The 19579-nt window shown below is 39.0% G+C and carries 13 protein-coding genes and 1 tRNA gene; 4 read left to right on the top strand and 10 right to left on the bottom strand.

Features of this window, described 5'->3' with window-relative positions; all coding sequences use genetic code 11:
* Nucleotides 1–32 precede the first annotated feature (32 nt).
* The 4 genes from GAVG_RS06500 to GAVG_RS06485 all read right to left on the bottom strand — a co-directional run bounded on the left by GAVG_RS06500 (nucleotide 33) and on the right by GAVG_RS06485 (nucleotide 7606).
* On the bottom strand, nucleotides 33–2516 hold the full coding sequence (locus GAVG_RS06500) for a protein kinase family protein (protein WP_013399361.1): 2484 nt from the start codon (nucleotides 2514–2516) through the stop codon (nucleotides 33–35).
* A 125-nt stretch (nucleotides 2517–2641) separates the two neighbouring features.
* Complete coding sequence (gene murJ / locus GAVG_RS06495) at nucleotides 2642–4429, bottom strand: murein biosynthesis integral membrane protein MurJ (protein WP_013399360.1); 1788 nt, start codon at nucleotides 4427–4429, stop codon at nucleotides 2642–2644.
* Complete coding sequence (locus GAVG_RS06490) at nucleotides 4426–6849, bottom strand: DUF6049 family protein (protein ID WP_009993927.1); 2424 nt, start codon at nucleotides 6847–6849, stop codon at nucleotides 4426–4428. The genes murJ and GAVG_RS06490 overlap by 4 nt, the downstream gene beginning before the upstream one ends.
* Nucleotides 6842–7606: an NUDIX domain-containing protein gene (locus GAVG_RS06485; RefSeq protein ID WP_004114048.1), complete on the bottom strand. Its 765-nt coding sequence runs from the start codon at nucleotides 7604–7606 to the stop codon at nucleotides 6842–6844. Before GAVG_RS06485 ends, GAVG_RS06490 begins: the two co-directional genes overlap by 8 nt.
* Nucleotides 7607–7648: 42 nt before the next feature.
* Here GAVG_RS06485 and GAVG_RS06480 point away from each other — a divergent pair, with 42 nt between their 5' ends.
* Entirely contained in the window at nucleotides 7649–9118 is a 1470-nt protein-coding gene (locus tag GAVG_RS06480) for a CCA tRNA nucleotidyltransferase (protein WP_004114050.1), read from the top strand.
* A gap of 70 nt (nucleotides 9119–9188) precedes the next feature.
* Here the strand turns inward: GAVG_RS06480 and GAVG_RS07460 are convergent, their stop codons facing one another.
* From GAVG_RS07460 to GAVG_RS06445, 6 genes are all read right to left on the bottom strand, one after another.
* Complete coding sequence (locus tag GAVG_RS07460; RefSeq protein WP_009993929.1) at nucleotides 9189–9812, bottom strand: LytR C-terminal domain-containing protein; 624 nt, start codon at nucleotides 9810–9812, stop codon at nucleotides 9189–9191.
* Nucleotides 9813–9953: 141 nt separating this feature from the next.
* Nucleotides 9954–10844 (bottom strand): 16S rRNA (adenine(1518)-N(6)/adenine(1519)-N(6))-dimethyltransferase RsmA, encoded by an 891-nt coding sequence (gene rsmA / locus GAVG_RS06470; RefSeq protein WP_004114054.1) that lies wholly within the window; start codon nucleotides 10842–10844, stop codon nucleotides 9954–9956.
* Nucleotides 10845–10847: 3 nt separating this feature from the next.
* On the bottom strand, nucleotides 10848–12374 hold the full coding sequence (locus GAVG_RS06465) for an aggregation-promoting factor C-terminal-like domain-containing protein (RefSeq protein ID WP_004116443.1): 1527 nt from the start codon (nucleotides 12372–12374) through the stop codon (nucleotides 10848–10850).
* 424 nt (nucleotides 12375–12798) lie between these two features.
* Nucleotides 12799–12872: transfer RNA gene (locus tag GAVG_RS06455), tRNA-Thr, on the bottom strand.
* A 106-nt stretch (nucleotides 12873–12978) separates the two neighbouring features.
* On the bottom strand, nucleotides 12979–13920 hold the full coding sequence (locus GAVG_RS06450; protein WP_004573609.1) for a DsbA family protein: 942 nt from the start codon (nucleotides 13918–13920) through the stop codon (nucleotides 12979–12981).
* A 99-nt stretch (nucleotides 13921–14019) separates the two neighbouring features.
* Nucleotides 14020–15741, bottom strand: a complete 1722-nt coding sequence (locus GAVG_RS06445) for a serine/threonine-protein kinase (protein WP_004116436.1) — start codon at nucleotides 15739–15741, stop codon at nucleotides 14020–14022.
* 353 nt (nucleotides 15742–16094) lie between these two features.
* On the opposite strand from GAVG_RS06445, the gene GAVG_RS06440 reads away from it, so the two are divergent.
* From GAVG_RS06440 to GAVG_RS06430, 3 genes are all read left to right on the top strand, one after another.
* Entirely contained in the window at nucleotides 16095–17222 is a 1128-nt protein-coding gene (locus GAVG_RS06440) for an ABC transporter ATP-binding protein (protein ID WP_004114066.1), read from the top strand.
* 193 nt (nucleotides 17223–17415) lie between these two features.
* The gene (locus GAVG_RS06435; RefSeq protein ID WP_009993893.1) at nucleotides 17416–18831 is read left to right on the top strand and encodes a DUF4032 domain-containing protein; all 1416 of its coding nucleotides are present in this window, start codon (nucleotides 17416–17418) and stop codon (nucleotides 18829–18831) included.
* A gap of 158 nt (nucleotides 18832–18989) precedes the next feature.
* Nucleotides 18990–19436: an RbsD/FucU family protein gene (locus tag GAVG_RS06430; RefSeq protein ID WP_009993892.1), complete on the top strand. Its 447-nt coding sequence runs from the start codon at nucleotides 18990–18992 to the stop codon at nucleotides 19434–19436.
* Nucleotides 19437–19579 lie beyond the last annotated feature (143 nt).

Raw genomic sequence — 19579 nt, 5'->3', positions numbered from 1 at the left:
ATTCCTAATATTCTCAATAATCTTAATAAAATTTAGTAAATTTTTACGTAATTAATGTATAGGCTGTTTTGAGGCATAGAGTCCTCTGGAACCCACAAAATAAAGTCTTGTGCCGTAATAGGTTTTTTGAACTTTACATCTGTTACACCACTGGCATCAAAGGTAAAATCAGCAACTTTATCTCCAGCACTAGGATCATTTTTAGAATTCGCAATCAAATAACCATGTCCTCCAGAAGAACGAATTGAAACAACAAAACGATATGCTTCTTGAGGTTGAGCCAAATGCATGTAATAGCCATAACCTCTCTGGTTAGCCGTGTAATCCAAGAATTGTTGTACATCTATAGGATAAGGCGTAGTGTTAGTAGGCATTTTAGGTTTTGGAACCTGCTTTACCTTCTTACTCTTATTAAGTTTTTTATGCTTACTTTTATTTGATTTGTTTTCTTTATTTAATTTGTCTTTCTTTGCGTTTGCATCAGCCTTAGAAACAGCATTGGAATCAGATTTTGCTTTATTTTTAGACGAATCACTTTTATCTTCTGGAAGAACACCTTGACTTCCAAAAGGAACATTTTCTACGCTTTGAGAATCCCACGAGTTAGATTTTGTAAAACTAGAAGGAGCATCATGAGAATTAAAAAGACTATGCAAAGATAATGCGAATACCACTACAACCAATATTGCAACAACACTGATTGCAAGAACCTTTGTTGAAATACCGCCAAAAATTTTTGCGTCTGCTATATCCACGCCATTCTGCCCAGAATTCTTTTTGGACTCCAGAGATTCCTGACGCTCATGAGGCTGGAAACTAGGAGGCATTGAAGAATAAGATGACTTTAAAGAACCGCCATCATAATCTTCATAGTCACCATTTTCCAACTCTTCTTCACGCAAAGCGCGTGCAGATTCTTCTCCAGGAGCAATAAAACGCCCATTACTATCTACAACTGGAACCCTACCTGTTGATTCTGCTTCCAAAGGTAAACTTTGTGGTCTAGACATCAGCTCAGTGTGTTTAGTGTTATCTGTGAGAAGGTCTTCAAAATCAAATCTTCTAGGCATTAATGGGGAAGCTAAATTATCTTTTTGTGAATAATCGTTTTTAGAATCTGATTCGTTTTCTATATTGTTATATTTTTCTGCTTCTTCATTATTTAACGCATCAGAAGACTTGCTTTCTGAATAACTAGGAAAACTTGTGTATGTGGAAGATAGGTTGTGGAATATAGAATCATCTGCATCAAGTTCCGTAGGTGCTAAAATATTAGCCATTTCTGCGGCAGCAATATCATGGAAGTCATAATCTGTTCCAGTAGAGTCAGTTTCTGTAGAAGAATCTGAATTATTATCTAAATCGTTCTTATTGTTTCTTTTAAGAAGAGCGCTTAATGCTCCTATAGTTCTTCCAGCATTTTTTAAACCAGCTCCTGCTGCAGAAAATCCGCCTGTAAAACCAGCATTTTTATTGGATTTACCCTGTTTACTATCATCTAGTTTCTCAACAGAGTCAAGACTGTTATTGGACTCCTGTTCTGATAATTTATTTTCAAGCAAGTCCTCATTTTGAGCTAATCCTTCTGGAAAATCAAGAAGATTTTTATCGTCTTCTGGAAGCAATAACGCATTTTGAACGGAGGCTTTACTTGTAGTTTTATCAAAAATAATATCTTTATCAGAAAGTTTTCTAACAGGAGTATAAGATCCAAGTAATGCTAATAGCTCTCCTATTGATGCCATAGGTATAATATTGGAATCTTCTGTAGAAGAAAGTCCTCTTCTACAAATCATAGAAAATTCACTAGGCACTCCATCTGTAAGCCTAGAAAGATTAAATACAGAATTATTCTGAGTGTAATTTGTTCTAGTTAGTAGAGCATATAGCAATGCTGAAAGTTGATGCGTAGCAATATTTTCTATGCTCTTATTTTGAGCTTTAGGATGGTTAAAATCGTTACCTGAACCTTCGTCGGCAGACTCTACAGCAGACTCCCCATCTTCTGCTGACTTTTTTGGCTTTTCATCTTCAATAGTCACATCTTTTAAAAGAGGGCTTATCGGAGCATCTGCCAGTTCTACTCCAGAATCAGTAAGCCTTACGGTATTCGTAGAAATAGCATAGTGTGTTATTCCATCTGCTAACAGTTTACTAAGCGCATTAGCTGTTTCTGCAACTATGGAACGTATTGCTTCATAGCTAAGTGTTGAACTATGTAGCTTCATATAATCGCTTAAAGTTACTCCAGAATCCAGCTCGGTTATAATAATAGCGACATCATCTATATGATGAAGCTTCAAAACTGGCGTAAATTTGCGTATTCTGGACAGAGCAAGAGTAGAAGATATAGTGTTGACTTCTGGAAGAAAACGAGAATCACGTACTATAAAAAGCTGACAATCGCGAGCAAGTATACGATCGCTAGCATGCCATGCTTGAAGACCCGCTTCTTCGCGCAAAGGTGATACTAAAGCGTAGCGATCAAGTATAATATCTCCCAACTGAGGTTTCATCTACTCCCCGTCTTCCTACATGAGTAATGAATAATAATGCGTTACATAATAAATCCCACAAATTATTGTAACTGTAGAATCTAGTGAAACGCCCTGAGTTACTGCATTTAATTATCTTGATTTAATTATCGCTCACTGTGTTGATTTATTTTCGATCTAATAATCCTAGTATGTGCATTCTTATTATTTTCACTATGATTAGTCTGTTTATTATTTAACTTGCTTTTATTGATGTTTTCAAGATTCAACAAAAATGGCAGTTTTACACCGATTCTTCTAAGAATTGGATTAATAAGACCTGCCAGTTCACTCGTTCTTAAAAGTAACAAGATAGATATGTAAATAATCGCCAAAATAATGGTGATAATTGCACAAACAAAAATCGCAAGCAACCAACGACTAACACCATGGAGGTTTGATGAATCTAAAGAAATCCATTTGTAAATAAATTCTCTAAACAAAATTCCAACAAGAATAGATACTATAGAAGCTGCAAGCACCTTTAGATGCGTAATAACAAGCTGCTTATCGTCTAAATCGTTGTTAAAACGAGATCTAATCATTTTAACAAGCGAAGGAAAAGTGAGAATATAACTAAAAGATGCGGCTGCAGCTAAAGCGGTAACCCAATAGTTTGGCGGAAGGAATTGTATGCAAGAAAATACAATAATAAGCTCCACAAATAATTGTGCTGCACAAAACATAAACGGATGTTTTCCATCTTCAAAAGCGTAGAATGTGCGTTGAATAATCAAATATGCGCTAGATAAAGGCAATCCAAGCGAAAGCATCATAAGCGGATTTGCCATAAGATACGCTTCTTTTATGCTGATTGAAGGTAAAAGAGCCAAAGATATAGGCATTGGAATCACAATAAAAGCAACACTAAAGAAGCACATTAAAATGCTTACATTTCTAAGACAAGAGCTTAAATCTGCACGAACTGTTGATAAATCATGGTTTGTTATTGATCTAGAAATTTTAGGGAAAACAGCGGTAGCAACCGACACAGCGATAAGCGAATAAGGAAGAATAAACATTGTGTATGCGTTTTGAAAAGTAGCATTTCCAGCAACATCAAATTGACTTAACCCCAACGTTTTTTCTGCTACAGAAGGAGCGCTTGTAGTTATGTGAGTAGTTGCCATTGTAGAAAGCTGACTAACAGCCACTATTGCAAAACTCCATGCTGCAACAGGGCCCATTGAACGCAAACCAATGCCGCTAATGCCGAAACTTGGTTTGTATTTTAATCCGATTTTTCTAAGAGGAATAAATAAAACAAGTGCCTGAGCTGCAACACCCAAAGTCCAAAATCCTGCAGTAAGAAGCATAGTAGTGTTGTTCCAGAAACCCACTGGCTGCCTGCTTGCTCTGCCAAAAATTGCAATAAAAACGCCGAAGCCCACGCAACTGACGATATTTGCTGCAACGGAACTCCACGCATACATTGCAAACTTGCCTTTTGCGGCTAAAACTTGACCGAGCACGGTGTAAAGTCCATAGAAAAATATTTGAGGCATACACCATAACGTAAAAGCGTTAGTAAGAGCAATCATGGATTGGTTTGATCCAACATAGAGCCATGTTAAAACAGGTGTGGCAATTGCCATTAAAGCGGTTACGCCTAAAAGCAGAATAATCGCAAAGGTTATAAGCTTATTTAACCTATCTTTTGCATCTTGTTTTTCCAGAGTTTTAACGATTTGTGGGACTAAAACAGCATTGAAAATGCCACCAGACACAAGAGTGTAAATAAGCTGAGGGATCATGGACCCAGCCTGATATGCATTAGCTGCTAGACCTGTAGTACCAAGGGCTGCAGCAAGTAATATAGTTCTAACCTGACCAGTTATTCTTGAAGCTGCCGTGCCGCTTGCCATTATGATTGAGTTGCGGCCTACTGAATTCATTCGTCTGGATCCTTTTTACGGTGGAACTGCCTCCAAAGCCCTAAAATTCCAAGCGCGAAGGCAAATATTATAATAATCGTACCGCTTTTATCGCTGATTTGCAGCGTGCTTGTAATCATTGTTTCTTTATGATTGTAGAAAGCGCGATGGCTTCTATCTTCTAGTCCGAAAATTGCTCTAGCTTTACTAGAAGTTGTAGATCTAAGTGGCAGAATAATTTGTGTTTCACTGTTTGCAGCAATCTTAACTGGAGTTTTTCTAGGAGTTACTATCTCCATTGAATTAGTGTAAGAAGTAAGATATACGCTAACGGGGTATGGATTAGTATTGCTGATCGTAATCGGCATTGTTGCTGTTTCGCTTACAAGCGTTACATCTTTTGGAGGAATAATATGTATTCCAGAAATTAAAATTTTGGATAGATTATGAGTGCCTTTAGAATCAACATTATTTGGTCTACTATCATTTACTTCTCGTTGAGCCATAGCATCAAAAAGTTTAAGAAGATTCTTACTCCAAATATTGCTGTTCTGGTTAATTTTCAGTTTTGCGTTTTGTTTTGCAAGAGATTGAACATCTGACTCATTAACGTGATGATTATTTAATTCACCGTGGTCAAGAATATCACTTATGAACTGTTTAATGTTTTCTCTATCTGAAGATAGTTGATTTAGAATTGACTTTCTATTGATTATAGATTCGTTTGATATCGCACTATCTTTAGGAACTGGATTGTACCCAAGATATTCTTTAGAAAAAGATTTTGCGTTAGATAAAGATCTTAAATCTAGCAGGGAAATCCACGGAGATTTTTCCAAATTGCTTATAACAGAATCGATATAAGAAGATGGCGTATCTTGGTGGAATGTTATAAGCAAGTGTCTTGAAGAATACGGTTGTTCCATCTGATAAAACGCGCTTTGAGCAATAATCCTGTTTAGTTTGCCAGCATTAGTGTTTTCGCCAGTTGACCTACTACTTGTTGGTTTTTCGTTTGCCAAATCACTAAGAGTTTCTTGCGAGGAAAGCACTTTTACGTTTCCAAAAGAAGTCTGAACGTCATACACGCCATTCTTAACTGCAAAACGGTGCGCTAAAGCATCAAATCCGTTTGTTGCCACAACGGTCTTATAACCATTGCTTTTAGCCTGTTCTAGTGCCTTTAAGGTCCATTTTCCGCCTGTTTGAAAAGCGTATGACTCGAATTTTGGCGCTTTAGCTGTATGATCTTTTGGAATTGACGATTCTTCACTCCAAGACTCAGCGTCAATCCCAGATGATTGGTAGTAAGAAGAATTACTTGTTTCAGCATATTTACTTATGTCAAAACCGTTATTTTGCATAAATGCAGAAGGAGTGAAGCTAATTCCAGAAGATTTAAGAGTATTTAAATCTGCTATCGTTTGTAATCGAGGATGCTTTTGTGCAAGAGATATCAAAGAAGCAATATGCTTTATGCTCTTTTTGCTTAACCTTATTTTTCTATTGTCTTTAAATTGGTTTAAATCTTTGCTTACTTGGGAAGAGTCGCCAGCAACCGTTTTTGTGTTAGTTTTGTTCGAATTTTCTTTTTTAGTATCTGCTTTAGATTCCTCTTTAGAAACAATATTAGATTCGCTAGGTGGAATATTCATCGAAGGAGAAATATTCTGCTTGTTAATTTCATAACGCCAGTCAGATGCTTTAGCGACTATAGGAATAAGCAATGTGACATTAATCGGAGGTGTTTGTATGTTTTTAACGCCAATATTTGCTCGTGTTACAAACGATTTTACAGAAGAATAATGCTTAAAATCCGATGAAGAATACGTTACAGAAAGAGGCTTTGGTCCCCAATAAAGGATGTTAGAAAGATTAGGGCTGTTTGAGTCAACATCAATTTGCGCGTTATAAGATTTGCCACGAGCAAGAGCTGGAACGCTAACTTCGCCAATTAGCTGAGGAGTAGGGATTCTGGACTCGGCTTGACTCCATTTTTGCAAATCAGTCCTAGACATAAACGTGTACCAAGGGTTAAATGCAACCTGAATTTTTCCATCTGGAAAATCTTGAGAACCAGTATTTTTAACCAAAATGGTTATATGGTATCCGCTTTTGTCTGTAAGAATTGAAGTTGATTTAACTATTTGTAAAGAAATACCCTTATCCTTAGAATTATAAGATTCGTAATATTTTACAGAAGCTTGATTAACGTTAGATAAATGGCTTGTATTCTGCGATGATTCGTAAGCAAAAGCTGTATTTGAAACACAATAAAGCGGTGTAATAGCAAGCAAAAGTACTACAAGAATTAAAGTAATACTAAATTTAAAACAAAATTGAATAGGATTTTTAAAATAAAACATTTTACGGGCGATTTTATTAGTGACTTTTTGTAACTCCCGTAATTGGTTGTTTGCAAAATCAATCACATTAATCACGATTAGACCGCCTATTTGCCTTTTTAGCGTACATCCACGCTATCTTGCGTTCATTAGGATAGCTTAAAACATCATTAAGCTCTTTGAAATCCACCCAAATTGCATCTTCTGCCTCATGGTCTGGATCTCCAAGAACAGATAGTTCTCCACTAACATATTTCAAAGCAAAATGATGAACTAGCTTATGCACACGTTGACTTGTTCCAGTAAACCAGTAGTCAATAGTAGCAATAGAATCCACTACTTCTCCAAGAATTCCAGTTTCCTCATGAATTTCCCTAACAGCTGTTTGCTGAGGAGTTTCGCCTTTTTCTATATGACCCTTCGGCAAGCACCATTCCATATGCCCACTTCTTGAATGACGAGCTATAATCGCGACACGCCCAAGGGTGTCAAAAACTAGTCCTCCAGCGGAATATTCTCTCACAATAGGTAAGTCTTGAGCATCTAAAGAGGCAAAAGTTTTAGGACCGTCGTTAACTCTTCTCTGAGGCATTAAAGCTGGAGAAGGTGCCTCTAATGATGTTATTTGTTGGCGAGATTCCGTTATATCAACATGAATATTTTCAACGTGATAATCGCTCGAAAAGCTTGAAATATCAACGAAAATTGACTCGTCTTCTTCTGCCTGTTGAGGCTGTATTTTGCTTTTCATTCTAGCGATATCAAGTGGTGTAACTCGAATATCTGGCGTATTTTGGGCATGATTATCCGAGGCTCTGGCGAGCATGCGTCTTAAGTCTGCTGGGGTAACCATACACTCCACCTTACTCAATCCGCTGTGCATTGGGGTAACGGTATGCTGGAATATAGTTTGATTTTTGTTGAAAGGGTGTTTCCAAGCGTGTCTGTGAACTTTGAAGTTTGGCCTGAAGCCATGGAGTTGGGTAGATTATTCGCTAAACATAATTATGAGCTGGCTCTTGTAGGCGGTCCTGTACGAGACATGTTGTTGCATAGAACGTCGCACGATCTTGATTTTTGCACTTCTGCCAAACCAGAAGAATTTGAGCATATTCTTAGGAGTTGGGGGCACGATGGCTTTTGGGATATGGGTCGAAAATTTGGCACGCTTGGAGCTGTGCGTCGCAGAAAAGACGGAACAGAAGTAAAAGTCGAGATAACAACATACCGATGTGATGACTATGAGCCAGATTCTAGGAAACCAGAAGTAAAATATGGCGATACTTTGGAAGGTGATCTTTCTAGGCGTGATTTTACTGTGAACGCAATGGCTTTGCGTGTTCCAGATTTGGAATTTGTAGATCCATTCGGTGGAGCGAATGATTTAGCAAAAGGTATTCTGCGTACTCCAGTAGATCCTCGTCAATCTTTTGACGATGATCCTTTAAGAATGATGCGTGCTGTTCGTTTTGTTGCTCAACTTGGTTTCACTATTGAAGCAAATACTGCAGAAGCTATTTTAGATATGGTTTCTAGGTTGGATATTGTTTCTGCAGAGCGCGTCCGCGATGAAATAACAAAAATGCTGCTTTCTGCTAATCCTCGTGCTGGTATTGAAGCTATGGTCGAGTCTGGTATTGCAGATAGGGTTTTGCCAGAAATTCCTGCATTGCGCTTAGAAATTGACGAACATCACAGGCATAAGGATGTTTTTGAGCATACAATGATGGTTCTTGAACGAGCAATAGCATTAGAAACAGATAACGAAGGCGCGGTTCCTAGACCCGATTTGACTTTGAGACTTGCTGCTCTTTTGCATGATATTGGCAAACCTCGTACTAGAAAATTTGAAGAAGGCGGAAAAGTAAGTTTCCACCATCATGATGTTGTTGGAGCTAAAATGACTCGCAAACGCATGAAAGCTCTTCATTTTGATCATCATATTATTGATGATGTAAGCGAGCTTGTGAATCTGCATTTGCGATTCCATGGATATGTTGACGAGCCTTGGACTGATTCTGCTGTACGCAGATATGTTAAGGATTCAGGACACTTGTATGAGAGATTAAATCGTCTAACCCGCGCGGATGCAACTACACAGAACAAGCGTAAATCGCTGATGTTTGAGCAGGCTATGGATGAGATGGAAGAGCGAGTTAAAGAGCTTAAAAAGCAGGAAGATTTTAACGCGATTCGTCCGGACCTAGATGGCAATGAGATTATGCAATTGCTTGATTTGAAACCTGGTCCTATTGTTGGTAAAGCATATAAGCATATGTTGGATTATCGCCTTGATAACGGTCCAGTAGATCACGATATTGCTGTTGAGGAATTAAAGAAATGGTATTCCAGCTTAAATAAGTAGCTTAAATAAGTAAAGTTTTATTATTCTAACTTTATTTTGCTTTATTTAACATCATGTTGTTGAATAAAACTTATTGAACTGGATTATGATTTGCGGATTTTGGAAGATTTTTCATAGAGTTAAAATCAGCGCATCCTTTTATTTCAACTATTGTTGCACCTGCTGCAGGAACATCAGTCTTAGGTTTAAGATTGTTGAATGTTACGCCTAAAACCACGTCAATTAGCTTATCTTGTCTATCGTCCATTCGCAAAATAGCGTCTTTAAAGTTAGCAGCTAAAGTATAAGCTTCATTAATTGATTTCTTACCAAAGTAGATTGTTGTGCGTTTTACACTTTTTTCGCTATTTCCAACTTCAATCAGGTTAAAACCGCGGTTTCGTAGTCCTTCTCCTACCGCTCTTGCGAATCCACGGAATTTTGTTCCGTTTAGTACTCGAATAGGAACAGCACGATTATCGATATAAGTAGCCTTATTCTCATCTTTATTTTTTGTAGGGCAAGGCGCTTGAACTCCATAATTTGGGTCGATTTCTGGAGTTTTAGGGGCAGCAATACCAAATACATGGCATTGCACTAGAACAGCAAGAAGAAACGCTGCTCCAACACAAATTCCAACAGTAGTAAGTACAAATCGTTTCTTTTGATACATGAACTCTCTGCGCGCCAGCCGCTCGTCGTAAAATTGCGTCATGCTAACTTCCGATCTGTACTATGTTTCTGTTGCGTATCTTATTGTACGAGACTTGCAATTATGCATAAATCATAATGTTTTATACACAAAACAATACTAGCAATTTTACTTACTATGTATGACTGTGTTTTTAAAAATAATTCATATCTGCGAAGCTTTATAAAGAGCCAAGAATTCTGCGCATGTAAGGGTCTCTCCACGCCTAGTTGGGTCTATTCCGGCAATATCGTACGATTCATTAGAAATAATGCCTTTAAGAGCAGAATGCAGTGTTTTTCTTCTCTGTTGGAACGCTGCATCAATAATTTTAAACACTTTTTCTCGCTCTTGTTCATCTTCTCTTATCTCGTTATTTCTTTCAAAATAAACGAGAGCAGAATCAACATTTGGAGCAGGCCAGAATACATTTCTACCAATTAAACCAGCTTTTTGAGATTCGCCATACCAAGCCAACTTTACACTTGGAGTTCCATATGTTTTTGTGCCTGGTTGAGCGCAGAGGCGATCTGCCACCTCTTTTTGAACCATTACAAGGAAACTTGTAAGATTATTAAACTTTTCAAGAAGTGTAAGAATAATAGGGGTTGCAACGTTATAAGGAAGATTAGCAACAAGAGTAAAGTGTTGTGCATTTGCTAAATTGGGAACGTCTTGAGCGTTTAATTCGAGCGCGTCTTTAAGAATCACATTAAATCGTTCTAAGGCGTTAGGCATAAATTCTTTAACGGTACTCGGCAAACGTTTAGCAAGCGGAGGATCTATTTCTACAGCCGTAAGATTTGCGCCAGCTTGAAGAATCGCAAGTGTAAGAGAGCCAAGACCAGGGCCTACTTCCATAACAAAATCGTTTGAATTAATTTTTGACGCAGTAACGATTTTCTTAACCGTACCAGGGTCAATAACGAAATTTTGACCGAATTTTTTAGTAGGAGTAATACCCTCTTCTGCTGCAATCCTACGAATGTCAGCGGCTCCAAGAAGAGAGCCTTCTTGCTCACTAATATTATTTTGTGTCAATTTAATACCATCCAAACTTTAATACCATCCAAACTTTTCTGAATGCTTCCATGCTTCGCTAGGATTCCCGTATTTGCTTTTAATGTAATTAATTCCCCACGTTATTTGTATTGATGCATCTTCGTGCCAATTTGCTCCTGCGCTCGCCATTTTGTTTGCTGGAAGAGATTGTGGTATTCCGTATGCGCCAGAGCTTTTATTTTCTGCGTTCCAACGCCAGTGAGATTCTCTTGTCCACAATTTAACAAGATCTTCCCACATTGCACCAGTCCAACCAATTTGAGCACATGCAGCTTGAGCATATAGCTTTGCTTGCTCAGGAGTGGCGTGAACCATGCCATTGGGATTGTTGGCTGGTGGAGCAGGTGCTGGTGGGGCTGCAGGAGCGGGAGCTGGCGTTTGTGATGCTGGCTGTGATGCTGCAGGTGCTTGTGTTTGAGAAGAGGAAGAAGGATTTTGCTGATTATTCGCATTAGATTGATGCTGATTTTGTGAATTACTATTGTTATGGTTTTGAGAATTTTGCACACTTTGTTGGGATTGACTATTTTGAGAAGGTTTTTTAGATTCTTGTGGTTTTATTTCTTGTTTAGTGTTAGTTTTATTCAAATTAGTATTGCTAGAAGGTTTTTGTGAAGTCTTTCCGTTAGTGTTGTTACTACTTTGCTTATTCTGCTTAGGGGCTTGATAATTAGGTTTGCTACCTACAGCAACAATCTGATCTGTTGTAGGAGTAATCACGTTTTGTTTTATTAATACAGAGCTTTCTGCTTTACCATCAACATAAGTCACATTGTATAAATCTGTTCGCTCGCCATTTATTCCAGATTGTCTAACAACTCTCACTCCAGATGGCAAATTTGGATCATTTATCGTTCTAGTGTTAAAAGGAACGATGACATTTCTAGATTCTTTTCCATGAGTTACGCGAAGAATGCGTAATACGGTTTGTGATCCATTTTCGCTTACGGTAACTCTATCTTCTTTTCCCAAAACGATTCCTAGAGAATCGAGAATAGAACTTGCTGGAAGTGTTCCATCTGGCGCTATCCTAGATTTGCCATCGCAAATAACCTCTACAGGTCCTTTTTTGTTAATAGACAATCCTCCAGTGAGTTTGTCGTAAATATTCTGCAAATTTACTGTGATTTTTGCAGCATGATCTGCATTTGCTTGGAAGAATCCAATTAATTGATCTACGCTGGTTGCAACAGTCCAAAATGGTATTGTTATGCCATCTACTGTTACAGAAGTTTGGTAAGCGCTCCTAACAGTTACAGTTGTGTGATCTGCAAGAATTTCTCCCGAAGTACTAATAACTTGATCATGCGTTTTAACGGGTATTTTTTGTTCCTGCAGAAGTCTTTGTGCAGTAGACGCATAGGTTGTGACAATTCTTGTTTTACCATTGACAATTAGAGCTACAGATTTGCGCGCAGAAAGAGTAAAAATCCCAGTGCTTGAGATAATAAGAGCCAAAACGCATACAAGGATGCGTATTCTTCTCATTACAACAAACCTCTGAGGCGTCCATCTGCGTGCCATTCAACCTCACTTCCAAAGTAAAACTGAACTTTAATTATATATAATGCTCGCAACTGAGCTAAAAGCTTCTAAATGTTGATGAAATCTATCATAACAATGGGGGCGGGAGAGAAGGGGATTGTTCCCGCCCCCGTAGAGGAGGAGCTGGTTGGGGGACGCTCCACCCTCTTACTCGGAAATCCTGAGTTGGGGGAAGATTTCCGAGAACTTACTCAAGCAAAGTCTACAATGCAAATCTTTTGTAAGTTTTTATTTTATGTTTTATGATGAATAAGTCTTACTTTTTATAAATTATCATACGACAAATCTATAAACGTATTTGCTTTAATTCTAACCCTTTAATGCAAATTTTACTAAAATTGCCAAAAGCCTTCAACTTAACACTATTAACGATCGTATTTTAACAAGTAGAAGAATAAAACAGAGCCTCCTGCCGGGATCGAACCGGCGACCTGCCGCTTACAAGGCGGCCGCTCTGGCCATCTGAGCTAAGGAGGCACGTCTCTGCGTGCAATAACTAGCTTGCGCGCAAAACATTGATTAGTGTACCAGCACCCAATGCCAAAATGCAACTTGTTTGCGCTGAAACACTAATCAACAAGAACTAGTCAATAGGATTTGGCTGATCTTTGTCAGTTATTTTTGGCATAACACCTTCAACTCCAACCTTAGATTTGTCTAACCCAATAGACTTAAGAATTGCATCTGGTGTACTAAGCTTCTTCTTGCTAACTTCAACCATATCAAGAAGTTTCCCGTTGATAGTAGTTGTAGGAGTTGTCATAGCTCCCTTATTTTGTCCGCTAACATTCCACAAAGCTTTACGATTTGGAGTATCGGAATTAATAGCGTCTTGCCAAGCGAGATAATTCCTATCAAACGCTTTACTTGCTACCTCTTTGCTAACTCCAGCCTTAACTGCCTGTTCAATAAGCTTTTCATTGCTTACAGGTTTATAATCATCGCCTTCTTCTGGCTGGAAATCTTCAGCAAAAATGTTGTTAATAAATTGAAGCAAATGCAAAGGATTGTCGTCGTTAGACGAAATGTATGCGATTGCGCCAGTTACACGTGTTGAATAGTGGTCGCTAGAAATTCGATCTAAGAATGACATTGGGTGAATCTCAAGGTTAATCTGACCAGCCTTCATCATGGCAATAAGCATTTGATCGGAATCGCGATTAAAATTACCGCACCCAGGGCATAGTGGATCAGCATAAACTGCAATGGTTGGAGCATTCTCAACTGTTGTTCCATACCCGTTTTTGCTGATTAAAATTCCGCCCTCGTTGTTAGCGTACTTAGGCTTTTGGTTAGTCGTAAGTTTTTTAACAGCGCGTCTTGCTTGTTGAGCCTGCTCAATTTTCTTTTGATTTTCCATATTGTTTGCATTAAGAGCCGTAATGCCAATCGCAGCAATCATGCCAAGTAAAATAACCACAACAACGATTCCAACAATAGTTTGCTGGCGTAACTCTTTAGCCTTTTTGTCTTTAAGATCCTTACCATTGTGATTCTGAATGCTGTTTTGATTAATGTTTGGCATGTTGTTCCTTTCTGCACAGGTTTCTGTACAAGCAAATTTGGTGATGTTCTCGTGGAATAAAAATATCTGCAGAATAGTCTAGTTGACGGTATCAACTGTCTATATTTCTTGCTCGTTTGAGATTTTTCCCGCTCCGAGAATTGCTCCTGCCCCGATTCTGAAGATCTTAGTTTTCCCTAAAATAAAAGCAATAATCCATCCTGCTATAAAACCAATAAGATATCCAATTGATGTTTGAGAGAAAACCTCTGGAGAGTAAGTTGGAAAATGTATGGTAATAAACCATATTTTGAATTTAATTAATTGTGGAGTTGCATGAATCATAAGTGGGTAGATGTATGCGCCAATAACACCTGTAATTATCATTGTGACTAATCTAGGTATCGTGTAAATAGACGCTCGTACAAAATGCCAAGGTATACTCCCGATTCTTATTAGCCAATCTTTTCCACCGGTCGAATCATTTGCGGATTGTCTGCGTAATTGCGCGCAAACATTGTATCCTATTGTGGCTGTAACAAGCATAAGAATAATGTTTGCAGACAGTGCGTCAATAATAGAGAATACTGAAATAGATGAGGAAAGTATTGCAAATATTATTAAAAAAAATGTTCCGCGAAACATGTATTTGCTTATTTTAGGATGTATGTTACCCTGTTCAGAATTTTTTGCGTATTCTTGCTTATTCTCGTATTCCTGTTCATCTTGATAAACATTATTCTGCTCATCAACATCTTGTTGATTGAAATTTTGTCTATCAACAATTTTTGTAGAGTCATCAGAATCTGTATTAAAACGTGTTGTATTAACAGTTGTTGTAAAATCACTTCTTTTAGTATCTTCAGAAACCCACATTTTTCTAGGATTTTCTGACATAATCCGAGTTTGTGTTAGCTGATTAGGTACGGTTAACCCATCAGCCGTATAGTCAAAAGGGTAGTTAGATTCCTGTAAAGACAGGGGATTTAACGCATCTTGGTAAATAGCTTGCTCAAGTTGTTCGGGAGTACAGCGTTCGCTTCTTTTAGGACTCAATGCAGATCTAAATGCATGCATAGTATTTATAGGGAGTCCATTAAGATTAGCGTTTCCTGAAGCTGCCCTTTCCAAAACCGCCATTATTGGTTTTGTTCCAAAAACAGGCTTTCCTGTTGCAGCAAAAGCAAGAACTGCAGCAACACTCCACCAATCCGTAATCTCGTCAGAGTCTGATCCTTCAATGATTTCTGGAGCAATAAAACCAGGGGTGCCCATAACTAAACCAGTGCGTGTTACATGTGATTCGCCCTGACCCATAGATATACCAAAATCAACTAAAACTGGTCCTGTTGTAGAAATCATAACGTTTGTAGGCTTAATGTCTCTGTGTATTATTCCAGCGTTATGAACAGCTTTTACTGCATCGATTAGCTTATGAGCGAGTCGTTCTAAATCGTCTGCGACATATGGACCATTAATAGCGACATCTTCTTTAAGATTGTGCCCATCAATTAGCTCTGTAACTATAAAGGCTATGGAAGCATCAAGCTCCATATCTACTATTGAGCACACGCCTTCGTGATGAATTTTTTGTAAAGCTAGAGCTTCTCGTTTAAGTCTAAGTCTTGCTTGTTCTTGAGGATTAGTGTTTTCTAATGAATCTAAATCTTCACTTTGATCTTCTAACATAGATGCGCGCAGAATTTTCATTGCGTAAAGTTGGCCACCATCATCGTGAACGCGCCAGACAGACCCCATAGCGCCTCCGCCTAAGCGTTCAATTAGCGTGTATCCGCCAATGTTTTGACCAGAACGCAAATCAAATATGCTCACATCTTCCATAATGCATTATGGTAATGGGAGAGTATGCCAATTATGCGTTTTGGTGGAAAATTTATACAAAATTTTATAAACAAATGTTTATATATTTAATGCATATTAATGCGTGTTTGTTAAACATTGTTTATATGTGATTTATCTGTTCGACACGCCGAAATGCTAGAAAATACTGTAATTTTGCTGTTTTTACTAAATAAACATGATATATTAGAGCATGGCTCAACGAAGAGAACCTTCAATGAACCATGTAAGTAAATGTGGACGATTGACGCCGCCGACGTAGGACTTGGGGTCTTGAGTGCACACCCTTCACAACGGATCGTTCGGCACGTACCTGCCGATGAAAGGAAAATATCATGGCAGAAGTTGTATTTGATCATGTCACCCGTATTTACCCTGGCAATGACAAGCCATCGGTTGATGATTTGAACATGACTATTAAGGATGGCGAGTTCCTTGTACTCGTTGGTCCATCTGGTTGCGGTAAGTCAACTACATTGAGAATGTTAGCTGGTTTGGAAGAGGTTAACAAAGGTCGCATTCTTATTGGTGGTCAAGATGTTACTACAATGCAGCCAAAGGATCGCGATATTGCAATGGTGTTCCAGAACTACGCATTGTATCCACATATGACTGTTGCAGACAATATGGGATTTGCTCTTAAGATTGCAGGCGTAAGTAAGGAAGAAATCCGCAAGCGTGTTGAAAAGGCTGCTGAGGTTTTGGATTTGACTGAGTACTTGGATCGTAAGCCTAAGGCACTTTCTGGTGGTCAGCGTCAGCGCGTGGCAATGGGTCGTGCAATTGTTCGTGAACCAAAAGTCTTCCTCATGGATGAGCCTCTTTCCAACCTTGATGCAAAGCTTCGTGTACAGACTCGTACACAGATTGCAGCATTGCAGCGTCAGCTTGGCGTCACTACCCTTTACGTGACCCACGATCAGACTGAAGCTTTGACAATGGGTGATCGTATTGCTGTAATCAAGCTTGGTGTTTTGCAGCAGGTTGGTGCTCCTACCGAGCTTTATGATCGTCCAGCGAACGTCTTCGTTGCAGGCTTCATTGGCTCCCCATCTATGAACATCAACCAGCATCCAGTTGTTGATGGCAAGGCTCAAATTGGCGAAGATTCCATCACTCTTCCAGCAGAAGCTGTTGATAAGCTTACTGAAGAAGATAAGGGTCAGATTATTGTCGGCTTCCGTCCAGAAGATGCAAGCTTGGCAACTTCTGATGATCCAAATGCCTTCTCCTTGAAGGTTGTGAACGTGGAAGATCTTGGCTCTGACGGTTATATTTACGGAAACATCATCACTGATGGTTCTCCAGAAGAAGCGTCTACAATGATGAGCGACCAGAACAAGCTCACAACGATTCGCGTGAACCCACGTGCGCTTCCAAAGGTCGGTGACACTGTAAAGATCAAGATTGATCCATCCAAGATGCACCTGTTTGCACCTTCTACAGAGCTGCGTTTGAACTAATTGCTGTTTTCTTGGGTGCTTTGTCTAAAGTGCCCAAGATTTCTGTATAAGGGTATGGCGGGGTTCGCTACGCGAGCCCCGTTTTCGCATCGTTTGAATTATTTACGATTAGTTATAATGCGATTAGTTATAATTTGATTGCGATTTATTATTCAATTATTGGCGTTCGAACTTAACGGGTAGATTAAAGTTTATGGAATGGAACGATACTCCTTTATTGGATCCACGTGCTATGCAAGCAACATCAGTATCTGCGCAGGATGAAACTGTATCTTCTGCAGAGCCTCAAGCTTTGAAGATTACTGCTGCAAGCTCTAATCCTCAAATGTTTATGCTTCCGTGGGAGCTTCCATTATCTCAATGGCCTACGAATCTTTTTGTAAACTTGCCGCGCGGTATCTCTAGGCACGTTGTGCGCTTTGTGCACGTAGGTGACGAAGTGTATGCAATGAAGGAAATTACTCGTCAAGTTGCTGAACGAGAATATGAGCTTTTAAGGCGTTTGCGCAAATTGGAGCTTCCAACCGTTACTCCTATAGCGGTTGTAGCTGGTAGAAAAGATAAGAACGGTGAACCGCTTGAGGCAATGCTGGTAACTCGTCATCTTAAATTCTCTCTTCCATATCGCGCTCTGTTTGCTCGTACCTTAAGACCTGATACTGCAGAGCGTTTGATTGATGCGCTTGCTGTGCTTATGGTTCGTCTGCATCTTTCGGGATTCTATTGGGGAGATGTTTCTCTTTCTAACGTTCTATTTTTAAGAGACGCGGACGCTTTTACAGCATTTCTAGTTGATGCTGAAACAGGTGATTTGCATGGAAGCCTTACAGAAGGTCAGCGTGAATACGATATTGATTTAGCTCGCACAAACATAATTGGCGAACTAATGGATTTAAGTTCTGGTCAACTTTTGCCTGGTGAGGTTGATGAGATTAGCATTGGAGATAGGCTAGTTGACCGTTATCATTCTCTTTGGAGCACGCTTACAGATGTGGACAAATTTAGCCCAGACGAAATGTGGCGTATTGAAAGACGAGTCAATAGGCTTAATGAGCTTGGTTTTTATGTTGACGAGTTGGAAATGAAGACTTCTGTGGATGGGCGAAGAGTGTTGGTTCGTCCACGAGTTGTGGATGCTGGTTATGCTTCACGTAAGCTACTTCGTTTGACTGGTCTTGATGTTCAGGAGAATCAGGCTCGTAGGCTTCTTAATGATTTAGATGCTTATCGTACGTCTACGTGGCGCCAGGGCGAAGAGTTGGAGATTGTTGCTACTGATTGGATGCGTGAGGTGTTTGAGCCTACGGTACGCATGATTCCTGCTGAGTTTAGATCGCAAATCCAACCTGCACAGTTCTTCCATGAAGTATTAGATCATCGTTGGTTTATGGCGGAACGCGTTGGGCATGATGTTTCTATGCAAGACGCTGTAACAAGCTATATTAAGAACGTTTTACCGCAATATAAGATGGACAAGCGTGTTTTGGCCGCGATTAATGCGGATGCTGATTCTGGTGTGGTAGATGATGAGTACACGTATTCCACTTCGTATCCTATGACTCGCGATATTGATGAAGATGACCAAGACGCTAGTGTTTGGGCTAGTTGAATTCACTAGTTAGTTCATATTTTTCTTTAGTTAGCAAAGAATATTTTGCTATAATTATGGAATTTTTTATTAATATCGTGTGATATTATTCAACCTATTAGTTGCCAATGATTGTCAACTAACGGAAATAGTTATTATGTAAATCAAAGGAGATTTCTATGTTAAAGGGCATTGATCCCATTATACCGCCAGAATTATTGAAAGTACTTTGCGAAATGGGACATGGAGATGTTTTGGTTTTGGCAGATGGAAATTTTCCAACCGAATCGGTAGGAAAAGATGCAATTGTTGTTCGTTGCGATGGTCATGGTACTTCAGAATTGTTAAAAGCTATATTGAAGCTTATGCCTCTTGACCAGTACACATCTAAGCCAGTTACTCTTATGGAAGTTGTTCCAGGGGATCCTTGTGAAACTCCAATTTGGAACGACTATGAAGATATTATTTCTGGTTTTGATAAGCGCGCCGCTAATGCCATAGGAACCTTAGAGCGTTTTGCATTTTATGATGAAGCTAAGAATGCATATTGTGTGGTTGCTACTGGTGAACGCGCTCAATATGCGAATATTATGCTTCGAAAAGGTGTGGTTTTCGCTGGAGAATAAATAACCCTTATACCAATAAACCCCACCAGAGATTCTGATTAGAGTATTTTTTAACACTGCATTGTTGTAAATAAGATTTTTGTAATTTCTTATTTTGCGCTGCAGTGTTTTTAGTTTTGTATTGATAATGATTTAACTGGCGC

This window comes from Gardnerella vaginalis ATCC 14018 = JCM 11026, assembly GCF_001042655.1.
GTDB lineage: Bacteria > Actinomycetota > Actinomycetes > Actinomycetales > Bifidobacteriaceae > Bifidobacterium > Bifidobacterium vaginale.
This window is presented reverse-complemented; position numbering and strand designations above follow the sequence as displayed.